Here is a 13,329-nt window from a genome sequence, read left to right on the forward strand (position 1 = left end):
GACAGCATGAACCTGAAGGCGCAACTCCATGAATGGATGCTGCAGCACCGCGAGGAAGGCATTGGATTGCTGCAATGCTTGGTCCGAATCGCCAGTACGCAAGGCAATGAACAGGAAGCGCAATTGCTCGTTGCGGGCAAATTATTCGAGATGAAATTGGATGTGGATCTGTGGGAGCCCGATGGTGCCCTACTGGAAAAGCATCCTTATTTCTATTCGCCGAGATCGAGTTTCGCAGGCAGTCCCAATGTCGTGGGCATCATGCGGGGGAGTGGAGGCGGCCGATCGATCATTTTAAACGGTCATATGGATGTGGTGCCGGAAGGTGATCGATCGCAGTGGCGCAGTCAGCCTTACAGCGGCGAAGTGGTGGATGGGAAGCTGTATGGGCGCGGTGCTTCGGATATGAAGGGCGGCAATGTTTCGTTGTTGCTTGCGATACAAGCGATTAGGAGCTTAGGTATTACGCTGAAGGGAGATGTGATCTTTCAAAGCGTCATCGAGGAAGAAAGCGGAGGAGCCGGGACGCTCGCGATGATCATGAAAGGTTATAAAGCGGATGCGGCTTTGATTCCGGAGCCGACCAATATGCGCATCTTTCCAAAGCAGCAGGGGTCCATGTGGTTCCGCATTGTGGTGAAGGGCCGGGCGGCGCATGGGGGAACAAGATACGAAGGTGTCAGCGCGATTGAGAAAAGCATGCTTGTGGTCGCTCATGTACTGGAGCTTGAGCAGGTGCGCAATGCGGGGATTCACGATCCATTATTTGCGGATAATCCAATTCCGATTCCGATCAATATCGGCACGATTCAGGGAGGCAATTGGCCATCCTCCGTGCCTGATACGGTCACGTTGGAAGGACGCATGGGTGTAGCGCCGGAGGAGTCGCTTGAGCATGCCAAGGAACAAATGGCTAATTGGCTGGAGCTGCTCGAGGAGAAGGACGATTGGTTTCGCACAGCGCCGCCGGTACTGGAATGGTTCGGTGCAAGGTGGGTGCCGGGAAGCGTGGATCCGGCACATGAATTGGTTCGGATCGTGGCGGAGCAATACACGTCGGTGACGAATAATCCGGCGGTATTGGAGGCTTCGCCGTGGGGCACAGATGGAGGCCTGCTGACAGTTCTGGCCGATACGCCTTGTATTGTATTCGGTCCCGGCCTGACGCAGATGGCCCACTACCCAAATGAGCATATCGAGCTCGATGACATGTTCGAAGCAGCGGAGATTATCGCGCTCACGTTAGCGGAGTGGTGCGGGGTTGAGGTTGATGGTGCCGGCGATGGTGAGGGTGTAGTTGGGAGTGTGTCTGGCTGCTACGAGGAGAATGAAGTAGCGGTAGAGGTTGAGGTTGAAGTTGGAGCGGAAGCTGCGGAAACGGTAGCGGGAGTGAGTGTAGGGGCGGAACCGGTAGGAGTGGTCGTGGAAGCAGGCGTAGGAATGAAAGTTGAAGCAGAAGTAGAAGCAGAAGCAGAAGCAGAAGCAGAAACAGAAACAGAAACACTACTAAAAGACCGTATCAGAAACTAATCGGCACTAGATTTTCGAGCGGAAATGGTCACCGATGAAGGAAAAAAAGCTCTAACGAATCGTGAGAGCCTTATTCATGCGAAAACTGCTCTTAATTAATTCTAACGAATCGTAGAAGGCTTATTTAAAGGAATTGGAGTGCAAATGGACATTTTGACAGCCAATAAGACCTGTAGGATTCGTTAGCGTTTCAAATGGAGTCAAAAGGGCCAAATAAGGCCTCTGTGATTCGTTAGAGTTTTGCATATGGCGAACGCCGCTAAATTAGCATAACAAAGGCCGCCTCAATTGCGTATCGCGCATAATGAGGCGGCTTTTTTAGAGCTGTTCGATGACTGATGGTTGCGTTCTACTTGTGATTCGCGTCTTACGCACCATAGCCTGCCGACGTAGTTACACGCTCACGAACATGAACTCGCACACTTTACGTCTTCGCCAACGGTCGCCCGAGCTCGGATCCCACAGGCTCGCGCACCTACGCACCATCGCCCGAGCTCGCCGCCGCGCGTACTCGCTCGATCCCCCTGGCTCGCGCACCTACGCACCATCGCCCGAGCTCGCCGCCGCGCGTACTCGCTCGTGCCCCCAGGCTCGCGCACCTACGCACCATCGCCCGAGCTCGCCGCCGCGCGTACCGCTCGATCTCTCAGGCTCGCGCACCTACGCACCTTCGCCCGTGCTCGCCGCCGCGCGTACCGCTCGATCCCCCTGGCTCGCGCACCTACGCACCATCGCCCGAGCTCGCCGCCGCGCGTACTCGCTCGATCCCCCAGGCTCGCGCACCTACGCACCATCGCCCGTGCTCGCCGCCGCGCGTACTCGCTCGATCCCCCAGGCTCGCGCACCTGCGCACCATCGCCCGAGCTCGCCGCCGCGCGTACTCGCTCATGCCCTCAGACTCGCCTATCAACGCCTAGCTTACTCGCTCGAGCCCTCGGGCTCGCCCTTCGGCGCCGCCGCTTGCTCCGGCGCGCCATCCCCGCTAGCTGGCGCTGCCTGCTGCTTCGCGCCTTCGCCAGCCGACTGATCCTGCTGCCTCGCCCGCATAAGCTTTTGCTTCATCTCGTCGCGCTTCTCGCGTTTATCCTTGAGCGAGTGGTGGTCGGCCGCCTGCTCGTATAGTTTGCGTCTCCCGATGCGGCGCAAATTTTCTGGCACCAAATTGAAATTTTCATCTTTGATGAGCGAGATGATGCCTGTGCTGGGCGGCTGCTTCTCAATGCCATAGATTTCGTTAAAATATTCATCTGCACGGCCGGACACATAATTGGTAGGCTCAGGATAACCGACGATGACGCCTTCATAGTTGCGCAGAATCACTTTATCTTGACTTTGCGAGATGAGATAGTTCGGCTGCAGCGCAATTTTACCGCCTCCACCGGGAGCATCGACGACGAAAGTAGGCACAGCATACCCGCTGGTATGGCCGCGCAGCGCTTCAATAATCTCCAGCCCTTTGGAAACGGGCGCCCGGAAGTGGCCGATCCCTTCAGATAAGTCACACTGATAGATATAGTAAGGCCGCACGCGGATTTTGACCAACTCATGCATGAGCTTTTTCATAATATGGGTACTGTCGTTAATCCCTGCGAGGATAACCGATTGATTGCCGAGCGGCACCCCAGCATCAGCTAACATCGCGCATGCCTTCTTGGCCTCATCTGTAATTTCCAGCGGATGATTGAAATGCGTATTCAGCCAAATCGGATGATATTTACGAAGCATCGTGCACAGGTTCTCTGTAATCCGCTGCGGGAATACGACCGGTGCCCGCGTGCCGATCCGAATGATCTCCACATGGGGAATCTCGCGCAAGTTTTTCAATATATATTCGAGAATCGTATCATTGATCAACAAACCATCCCCACCGGATAACAGCACATCCCGAACCTCCGGCGTATTGCGGATATAAGCGATGGCATCGTCCATCTGTTTCTTCGGCACGCCCATGCCCACTTGGCCGGAGAAACGGCGGCGCGTACAATAACGGCAATACATCGAGCATTGGTTCGTCACGAGGAAGAGGACACGATCCGGGTAACGATGGGTTAATCCAGGGGTTGGTGAATCTTCGTCTTCATAGAGCGGATCCTCGAGATCATATTTCGTCTTCAGCAGCTCCGCGGAAATCGGAACCGATTGCAGCCGAATCGGGCAGCGCGGATCGTCCGGATGCATAAGGGAGGCATAGTAAGGCGTAATGTTGAGCGGGATCGTTTGCGTCGAAATGAGCACACCTGCCTCTTCATCGGGCGTCAAATTGACCACTTGCTTCAGCTCATCCAATGTCTTAATCGTATGGGTGAGCTGCCAGAGCCAGTCATTCCATTGTTCATCAGTCACATCTTTCCACAACGCTACTTGCTTCCAGTGCCTCTTGCTGCTTAGGGGCACCTTGTCCGTCCTACCATCGTTTGACATGCTCATGATTGGCGCACCTCCACGGATATTTGCTACTCACCCTTATTGGTGCAAGAAACATGCCAACAATGCCATTCGGAGCACATTCCACAACAAAAAGGCCTCTGCCTATAAGCAGAAGCCAACTCGCCAGCCTATCACCTTGCCATCTATCCCTTCATGGTTTCTTCGTGATCCCATACCTGTTCAGCTTATATTGCAGAGCTTGACGCTTCATACCGAGTTCCTGCGCCGTTTGACTAATGTTGAAGCCATTCTTCTGAAAAGCTATCGCAATCGCCTCTCGCTCCATCTGCTTCATACGCTCCGGCAGTCGATCGATACCACCGCTTTCCGCTTCAGCGACGACCCGATCCACAATCAGTCCGGCAGGTAAATGTCGTACTTCGATTGTTTCCTCATCGATTTCCACCATATTAAAGGCAGATTCAATCGCATGACCCAGCTCACGAACATTGCCCGGCCAGTTATAGGCAGTCAAAAGGCGCAGTGCATCAGGTGAGATGCTTCGGATTTGAAGTCCAAACACCGGATTTAGCTTCTCGATAAAATGGTTCACCAGCAGTGGAATATCTTCTTCCCGTTGCTGCAAAGGGGGAAGCTCAATCTTCACCACACTCAGCCGATAAAATAAATCATATCGCAGCAGCCCTTCTTCGAGCGCCTGCGCCGGGTCCATATTCATGGCGGTAATGATGCGAACATCTGCCTGCTGCTCGTTGGTCCCGCCAATTCGCCTAACCATGCCGTCTTGCAGCACCCGCAGCAGTTTTGCTTGTAAATAGACATCCAGACTGCTCAGCTCATCCAGGAATAATGTGCCGCCGCTAGCTTGCTCGAACAGACCCGCCCGGTCGACAGCACCGGTAAACGCGCCCCTTGCCGTACCGAACATAATGCCTTCCAACAGATCGGCCGGAACAGCAGCGCAATTCTGTGCTATAAAAGGACGATTCCGCCTCGCTCCGGCATTATGAATGCTTTGTGCGAACAATTCCTTGCCAGTACCGGTCGGTCCGCAAATCATGACCGGGGATACGGTACGCGATGTTTTTTTCGCAAGAGCCAATGCATCTTGAAACGGTTTGGTTCGACCAATGAGATCACTGAACTCGTACCTGGCTGTACCTTTATTCTTGTTTTCCTTCTGCTTGGACTGATAGAGCTGATGCCGAAGGTCGAGAATCTGATCATGCAGCTGCACAATGCTCGTAATATCTTTCGCGACTTCCAGTGCGCCGATCATTTTGCCGTTGTCGTAGAGCGGATACGTGCTGTTAATGGTCATAATGCGTTTACCCGTCACATTGAAATAGGTTTGAATATGGGCGGGCAGCTGTTGTCCGGTTTGAAGCACCTTCTCAAGCGTGCTCGTTTCTTGCGTGAGGGAAGGGTAGAGGTGCAAAATATTTTTCCCGAGCACTTGCTCCCGGTCCAGCCCATCGATTTCAGCCATTTTATCGTTGTAGAAGACGGTATTGCCTTCTTGATCAATGAAATGCACACCCACATCTATCGTGTTTAAAATCTTCTCAAAATAGTCGGACACGAAGCTGTTCCGATCGGACATCGTTCGCTCGCCTCCATGCATGCCACGATAATCTCCAACAAATCACACGCTATACACAAAAGTTATGCACCACAGCGAATAATCATCACCCAGAAAGCAACCTAGCATACTGTGTAGGAAGGTGGTGATGAAAAATGACATTTACACTTGCAGCTTGGGTGACCTACACGATGTGGGCCGTATTTGCCCTGATGATCATTGATTTTGTTATAGCCTTTTCCAAATCGTTCTGGAAAGGGACTTTCGATACAACATTTCTCGGCTATTTGAAAGACATTGTCTTCTATGTACTTCCTCTGAATTTCCTGCTTTCGATGGTTTCCATCGACCCGACCGAGTACACGCTTATCGTGCTCTTCTTCTTAGGCGGTGCTTCTGTCATGTATAAGTACGTGATGGATATCATCGGACGCTTCCGTGAGGAAAATACAAATTGAATTGCTGTAGGGGGCTGCGAGGGGCGAGCCCCAAACGGCCTCTTTTGGTATGGATGCGTTTAGGCTATAATTGGGAGGTCATGCTGGTAACGCTTGCATGCATTGTTGCATTATTCTATTCATTTCCGTTACGAAAGGTTAGGTGCGTATTCATGAAATTTAGCGAGTACCGGTACGAACGCCCGGATGTTAAAGAGTTTGAACAGAAGTTTAAGTCGCAATTGGAATCGTTCCTATCCGCGCAAACCTATGACGATCAAGACCTTGCCATGACACAGCTAAACCAACTTCGCAGCGAATTCGATTCGCAAGCGCAAATCGCGAGCATCCGCCACTCCATTGATACGAATGACGAGTTTTATAAAGCCGAGCAAGATTTCTTCGACGAAAGCGGCCCGATTGTGCAAGAATACATAACGGATTACTATCGCGCACTCGTGGGTTCCAAATTCAGAACGGAGCTGGAGCAGAAATGGGGCCGTCAGCTGTTTCAATTGGCCGAGCTGTCGCTCAAGACATTCAGCCCGGAGGTCATTGAGGATCTGCAGCAAGAAAATAAGCTGACGACCGAATACTCGAAGCTGATTGCCTCTGCCAAAATCCAGTTCGAAGGAGAAGAACGGACATTATCCCAACTAGGGCCGTTTCAGCAATCCAAGGATCGCGATATGCGCAGACGAGCTATGGAAGCATCTTCTGGCTTCATGGCAGAGAACGAAGCCACATTCGATCGCATTTACGATGATCTCGTGAAGGTGCGTACGAAGATCGCGAAGAAGCTTGGTTTTACCAATTATGTAGAGCTCGGTTATGCGCGAATGAGCCGCACGGATTATAACGCGGAGATGGTTGCGAACTTCCGTAAACAGGTGCTTCAATATATCGTGCCGGTTGCCTCGAAGCTTAAAGCAGCGCAGCAGAATCGCATCGAAGTCGATGAATTGCTGTACTACGACGAGAATTTCGTGTTCAAGTCCGGTAATGCGGCACCTAAAGGCAATCCGGAATGGATTGTAAAGAACGGCGAGAAGATGTATGCGGAGCTGTCACCGGAAACCGACGTGTTCTTCCGTTTCATGCAGGAAAACGATCTGATGGATCTGGTGGCTAAGAAAGGCAAGCAAAGCGGCGGTTATTGCACGTATATCAGCAAATACAGAGCGCCTTATATTTTCTCGAACTTTAATGGAACTTCGGGTGATATTGACGTACTGACGCACGAAGCCGGCCATGCCTTCCAGGTCTATGAAAGCAGAGACTTCGCGGTGCCGGAGTACGGTTTCCCGACCTATGAGGCTTGCGAAATTCACTCGATGAGCATGGAGTTCTTTACGTGGCCGTGGATGGATCTCTTCTTCGAGGATGAGGCGGACAAATACCGGTTCGATCATTTAGCTAGCAGTTTGATCTTTATCCCATATGGCGTAACGGTGGATGAGTTCCAGCATTTCATCTATGAGAACCCGGATGCAACACCTGCAGAGCGTAAGCAAGCATGGCGCCAAATCGAACGTAAATACTTGCCGCATCGCAACTACGCGAACAATACGTATCTGGAGCAAGGTGGATTTTGGCATAAACAGGGTCACATTTTCAGCACGCCGTTCTACTATATCGACTACACGCTGGCACAGATCTGCGCGTTCCAATTCTGGAAGAAGATGCATGAGGCGCGTCCGGAAGCATGGGCAGATTACTTGCATCTATGCCGCCAAGGCGGAAGCTTGTCGTTTACGGAGCTGGTGAAGGTTGCCGGTTTGAACTCCCCGTTTGAAGATGGCTGCGTAGCTTCCGTAATCGGCAGCATTGAGAGCTGGCTGGATGAAGCAGCGCCGAACGTTGAATAAGGAATTTTGGGATGAAAAACCGCCATTTTGGCGGTTTTTTTTGTGGGTAAACAGGTTTCAGCTTTGCTGCGAGGAATTAGAGTACAGAGTACAACGGGATTTGTTGCAAATTTTTTTAACCATTCAGATAGATTGCAGCCTCGGCTGGCATCCATAGATATAGGTTGATGAAAGGAGGTAGTGAATTGTTGGTTTCTGCGCATGCTGATCCGGAGCAAAAGGATGAGAAAGGACCAGCTGGGGAAGCGGAGCTGGTAGCCTTGGCTAGAACAGGAGACCCGGATGCTTTCGGGGAACTTGTCCGAAGAAGCCGGGCCAAAGCATTCAATCTGGCGTACTCCTTAACGCAGGACCACCATCTTGCGGAAGATGTGGTGCAGGAAGCGCTCGTACGCGCATTTCTTCATCTAGGATCGCTCGTGGACAGCAACCGGTTCGCCCCTTGGCTGAAGACCATCGTGCGTAATGAAGCCAACATGAAGCTGCGCCGAGGAGGGCCACATCGAAAGGAGCGGCCATTCACAAGCTGGAGCAATGCGGAGTTTGCTTCGGTCGAGGGGGCAGTCGCTACCTTGGACGATCCGTATAACATTGACCATGTGCTGTTCCGTCTCAGTAAGCTTGCGCTTGATGAAGCGAAGCAGGCGAATGATCCTTCTGCTGCTTTGCTGCGCAAAGATTTAGTCGATGGTATTCGCGGCTTGATGCACTGCTTAACCAGTCGGGAGAAACGAATCTTCGAAGCTTATTTCTTTGATCAGCTGCCGCCGCAGCATATCGCTTCCTTGATGAACACGGCGGTTGCCAATGTGTACAACAGCATTTCAAGAGCGAAGCAGAAGCTGCAGCAAGAGCGAATTCGCAATCAAATCAGCATGTACGTCGACGGACGCAGGAAGTTAGGAAAGCCGGCAGTTAAACTGCTCGCTCCACCACAGTATCAAACTACATGGAGGGATTGATAACAATGGAAACGATAGCGAAAACCGAGTACAACTGGAGCCATAATACGGATACGACGGCACTGCACAGCATGATACAATATTCGGAATTAACGGGCATGTCTTTGGTAGAAGTGATGGGCTACACCGCACATGCGTTTAAGATCATTATCGATCCAGAAGCCGTGGAAGTGGGGAGCTATTCACACTTCGATTGGAAGCTGCATCATGAAGAAGCGCTGAACAATCTCGGATTCTCGGTTCAATATGCAGGCAAACAAACGAATAATCCTCCGACACCTGAAGAGCTTGAGGAAGGGATTGCGCTTGTACAGCAGGCGATAGACCGCGGCATTCCTGCGCTTAGCTGGGATCTCTTCATACCGGAGTGGGGCGTCATTTATGGGTATGACGATAATCGGCGCGTATTCCAGTGCAGAGATGTTCGTCAAGACGGCGAACTGCCTTATGAGAAACTCGGTCGAGGCGAAGTAACCGAGCTATATGTGCTTGGTATTACGGGTTATCGCCCTGTCAATCGGAGAACTATGTTGAAAGGGGCACTTGAACTTGCTGTTCGGCATGCGAAGGAGACTTTGCCAGGACTAGAAAAATCGAAGCATCGCAATGGTATTGCCGCTTATGATGCCTGGATCAAAGCGTTCTCGAACCGGACAGTTGAACCGTTTGGGAACAGCGTAAATACGGTAAAAGTTTGGGATGCGCGTGAATTTGCCGTGAAATTTCTGGAGGAACTGGCGGCAGACCAGCCGGAAGTGAATGATATGAATTCGTTACAGTTGCGCCAGCTCGCATCTGAAGCGGCCGCGCATTATCGAATCGTAGCAGAGCGACTTGGTGCTCTAGTGAGTATGTGCCCTTTCCCGCAAGGAGGCGAGCCCAATCAAGAGGCGACTGCTGCTCGCGCGATCCAGCTGCTGCAAGATGCGAAAGATGCAGAAATAGAAGGTGTTCGTGTTCTGGAACAGATGTTAGTGTCATTGAGTTAAACATGTTTGATGTAGAGAGCGGTATATCCGCTCTCTTTTTTTGAGAAACGGGAAGTCTGACTCTCCTCCGAACAAACTAATCCAATGCCCCTCGCGTCGGATGGTGATAGTCTCAAAAATGAACTCTCACCGCCGAAATCACGGAGAAAAGAAGCTGAGAGTCGCGGAATCGAACTCTCAGCGAACAAACTAACCCAATTGCCTCTGCGCCGGATGGTGAGAGTGTCAAAAATGAACTCTCACCCCCGAAAACACGGAGAAAAGAAGCTGAGAGTCACGAAATCAAACTTTCAGCGAACAAACTAATCCAAATGGCCTCGCGCCGGATGGTGAGAGTCTCAAATATGAACTCTCACCGCCGAAAACACGGAGAAAAGAAGCTGAGAGTCGCGGAATCGAACTCTCAGCGAACAAACTAACCCAATTGCCTCTGCGCCGGATGGTGAGAGTCGGATAACCCTACTCTCATCAGCAAAACCTCCTAAGAGTCGGATAATCCGTCTCAGTACATACCAGCCTCCCGAAAGTCTACTTTCGACTATGGTTGAAATACGAGAGCGGGATATCCGCTCTCGTTCCTCTTTTCCGCAATGATTATCATCTGATAGCGGCATATCCGCTATCAGTGAGGATGCGGGGCGATTTAGTGCCACGTTTGTCGGGTTCGAAGAACTGAGAGCGGTATAGCCGCTTTCGATGCCATAGATTGGTTAGTTTGATCGCTGATAGCGGCATATCCGCTATCAGTGAAGATACTGGGCGATTTAGTGCCACGTTTGTCGGGTTCGAAGAACTGAGAGCGGTATAGCCGCTTTCGACGCTAGAGATAGGTTAGTTTGATCGCTGATAGCGGCATATCCGCTATCAGTGATGATACGGGGCGATTCAGTGCCACGTTTGTCGGGTTCACAGAACTGAGAGCGGTATAGCCGCTTTCGATGTCAGAGATTAGTTAGTTTGATCGCTGATAGCGGCATATCCGCTATCAGTGAAGATACGGGGCGATTCAGTGCCACGTTTGTCGGGTTCACAGTACTGAGAGCGGTATAGCCGCTTTCGACGCTAGAGATAGGTTAGTTTGATCGCTGATAGCGGCATATCCGCTATCAGCTTCCGACATTACCCATCCGTTTTAGGCTATACACTCTTCAGCCCTCACCTTGGCTGCGATTGGTTCACCGAGCGCAGCCGTTCAACTCTTGCAAACAGCCCCCGACTACTCAAAGTCGGGGGTCGAACTGGATTTATTTCCCATACACAAAATGATCGAAAGCCGCTTTCTCCTCATATAGTAACTATATAAGCAACTAAAGGGAGGCTGGAGTATGGAGGAAATTTGGGAAGGGATTCTCGAAATGCTTGCGGGAATGGGTGTGTTGTTTTTCATTATGAGCTCTTGGTTCTGGTTCGCCGTTGGAAGTGTATGCTGGATTCTGTACTCAGTGTTTTTTCATGCCGATACGATGCACTATATCTGTCTGGGAATTACCGTTTGGTGGCTCATTACATTATGTATCTCAAGAGAAACAAAGGATGATCTTTGGGGCGGATAACTACTCTCTATTCGAGATAAATCATTTTACGTGTCATTCCGCCATCGATCACGATATTCGTACCCGTCACGAAATCGTTGCTGGGATCTGTTAAATACAGACAGGCTCTGGCGATGTCATCCGGTTTGCCGACCCGCTGTGACGGATGCTGGAGATGATCCTCCGGCCGAAGTTTATCGTAATCCCCTGTTTCGATCCAACCGGGACTGATCGCGTTAACACGTATCCGATCTGGACCCAGCGAGACCGCAAGTGCATGCGTCAGCGAGAGAATCCCGCCTTTGGACGAGGCATAAGCTTCCGAGTTAGGCTCGGACATGACCGCTCGCGTGGATGCGATATTCACGATGGCTCCACCACTGCTGCCAGCCTTCATTAATTTCGCTGCTTCACGTGCGCATACAAATGTGCCGCGTAGATTGGTATTAACCACACGATCCCATTCCTCAACCGTAAGCTCATAGACCGATTTCCATATCCCGAAACCGGCATTATTGATGAGTACATCAAGCTGTCCCACACTTTCCGCTACTTCTGAGAAGCAGGCTTCTATGTGAGAAGGCTCGCTTAAATCCACCACGCGATTAATCGGCCGGTTAAGTCCCTCCGCCACAATAAGCTCCGTAGTTCCTTCAAGCGCCTCGGCATTTTTGTCGACGAGTATGACGGTTGCCGCTTCCCGCGCATACGCAGCAGCCACGCTTCTGCCAATTCCGCTCCCTGCGCCAGTGACGAGCACAACTTGGTTCTGAGCACTCACTATGATCCACTCCTGTTCTTGTACATGCCTGATATTGTTACTGTATACGATTATGAGGTGGTGTTGTCAAACGAACTGTAATCAGTAACCTATCAAAGGCTGTCCCAAAAGCGCGGTAAGCGACTTTGGAGACAGCCTTCTTCGGGTTCTGTGTCACTTCATGTATTTCTGCAAGAAAGTCAACGGAGAGTACGAATTATCGACTTCGGACAAACCATACAGCTCACTCCAATTGTAAATGACAAGGAAAGGTAACAGCCCAATCGCGAGTACAGCAATCAAGAATCCGAACATCAGCATCCGTAAAGCTTTTGCGGCATTCATTGCTTTTTCATCTCCAATCGTGACTTCGAGTTAACCTGCTCCTTATAACCATATGCCGCCCAAACGCCAAATCGGCACTTTAATAAATAATTGGATGTTTATTCATGAAGTGGAAAATACTAAAGCCTACTTAGCTGAAGTGAAATAGAAGGAGAGATCATGATGGCAACGGATTCGAAACAGCCACAAGATGAATCCAGACGAAGGTTTCTAAAATATTCCGGTACCGCTCTGGGAGGCGTTGTCCTAGGAGGTGTAATAGGCGGATTAATCGGCTCGAGCGTGAAGCAAACCACGAAGGACGAAGAACCCGCTGCACCGGCGCCGACTCCGACCGAAACGAAAGATTACAATCAAGCGCTGATGTTCTTCTCGCAAGATCAGTTTCTGACTGCAGAAGCGGCGGCCGAACGGATTTTTCCGAAGGACGATCTGGGGCCGGGAGCCAAAGAGTTAGGCGCTGCTTTCTTCATCGACCACCAAATGGCCAGTGCTTTCGGAACCAACTCGCGCGATTATATGTCGCCACCGTTCTATAAAGCGGAAGCCTCGCAAGGCTACCAGCTTACTTTCAAGCGCAAGGAGCTCATGGCCCTTGGCATCGACTCGCTCAATTTGTACAGCAACTCTAAGTATCAGAAGCAGTTCGTGGACATTGCCCCCGAAGAGCAAGATGCGGTTCTAACTGCGTTTGAGAAAGACGAAGTGCATTTGAAGGGAGTCCCGGCTTCGACCTTCTTCTCGATGTTTCAGAATCTGACGATCGAAGGGATCTATTCCGATCCGCTCTATGGCGGCAACAAGAACATGCAAGGGTGGAAAATGAGAAACTATCCGGGCAATCAAATGAGCTATTCCAAAGAGATCGAGAAGGAAGAATTCGTCAAAATGGAACCGCTTAGCCTGCATGATCATCTCGATTTAGGTTAAGGAGTG

General features: G+C 51.0%; 10 protein-coding genes and 1 pseudogene. 7 read left to right on the plus strand and 4 right to left on the minus strand.

Translation table 11 applies throughout. From position 1 onward, the window contains the following. Positions 1-6: 6 nt before the first annotated feature. Positions 7-1,263 (plus strand): annotated as a pseudogene (locus tag AC506A_RS03950) (peptidase); the annotation flags it as partial. Between the two features lie 1,185 nt (positions 1,264-2,448). Here the strand turns inward: AC506A_RS03950 and kamA are convergent. Together kamA and AC506A_RS03960 are read right to left on the minus strand one after the other, a co-directional pair. Further along, positions 2,449-3,951, minus strand: coding sequence for a lysine 2,3-aminomutase (gene kamA, locus AC506A_RS03955; protein ID WP_495460962.1), 1,503 nt, complete (start codon positions 3,949-3,951; stop codon positions 2,449-2,451). Positions 3,952-4,108: 157 nt separating this feature from the next. Then, the gene (locus tag AC506A_RS03960; RefSeq protein WP_495459669.1) at positions 4,109-5,521 is read right to left on the minus strand and encodes a sigma-54 interaction domain-containing protein; all 1,413 of its coding nucleotides are present in this window, start codon (positions 5,519-5,521) and stop codon (positions 4,109-4,111) included. Positions 5,522-5,655: 134 nt separating this feature from the next. Here AC506A_RS03960 and AC506A_RS03965 point away from each other — a divergent pair, with 134 nt between their 5' ends. From AC506A_RS03965 to AC506A_RS03985, 5 genes are all read left to right on the plus strand, one after another. Continuing rightward, positions 5,656-5,958, plus strand: a complete 303-nt coding sequence (locus AC506A_RS03965; RefSeq protein WP_495459670.1) for a hypothetical protein — start codon at positions 5,656-5,658, stop codon at positions 5,956-5,958. 152 nt (positions 5,959-6,110) lie between these two features. Further along, the gene (locus tag AC506A_RS03970) at positions 6,111-7,805 is read left to right on the plus strand and encodes a M3 family oligoendopeptidase (protein WP_495459671.1); all 1,695 of its coding nucleotides are present in this window, start codon (positions 6,111-6,113) and stop codon (positions 7,803-7,805) included. A 185-nt stretch (positions 7,806-7,990) separates the two neighbouring features. Next, on the plus strand, positions 7,991-8,767 hold the full coding sequence (locus AC506A_RS03975) for an RNA polymerase sigma factor (RefSeq protein WP_495459672.1): 777 nt from the start codon (positions 7,991-7,993) through the stop codon (positions 8,765-8,767). Between the two features lie 5 nt (positions 8,768-8,772). Next, on the plus strand, positions 8,773-9,756 hold the full coding sequence (locus AC506A_RS03980; protein ID WP_495459673.1) for a hypothetical protein: 984 nt from the start codon (positions 8,773-8,775) through the stop codon (positions 9,754-9,756). A gap of 1,325 nt (positions 9,757-11,081) precedes the next feature. Then, complete coding sequence (locus tag AC506A_RS03985) at positions 11,082-11,309, plus strand: hypothetical protein (RefSeq protein ID WP_495459674.1); 228 nt, start codon at positions 11,082-11,084, stop codon at positions 11,307-11,309. A gap of 7 nt (positions 11,310-11,316) precedes the next feature. Here the strand turns inward: AC506A_RS03985 and AC506A_RS03990 are convergent, their stop codons facing one another. Together AC506A_RS03990 and AC506A_RS03995 are read right to left on the minus strand one after the other, a co-directional pair. Then, entirely contained in the window at positions 11,317-12,069 is a 753-nt protein-coding gene (locus tag AC506A_RS03990; protein ID WP_495459675.1) for an SDR family NAD(P)-dependent oxidoreductase, read from the minus strand. Positions 12,070-12,222: 153 nt separating this feature from the next. Then, positions 12,223-12,393 carry a hypothetical protein gene (locus tag AC506A_RS03995; RefSeq protein WP_495459676.1) on the minus strand — a complete coding sequence of 57 codons (171 nt, stop codon included), beginning with the start codon at positions 12,391-12,393 and terminating at the stop codon, positions 12,223-12,225. Between the two features lie 159 nt (positions 12,394-12,552). Between AC506A_RS03995 and AC506A_RS04000 the strand changes: the two genes are divergently transcribed. Continuing rightward, a complete protein-coding gene (locus AC506A_RS04000; RefSeq protein WP_495459677.1) occupies positions 12,553-13,323 on the plus strand; it encodes a gluconate 2-dehydrogenase subunit 3 family protein in 771 nt (256 codons plus the stop codon). The last annotated feature ends 6 nt before the right edge of the window (positions 13,324-13,329 follow it).

The organism is Paenibacillus sp. N22P23, assembly GCF_059383735.1.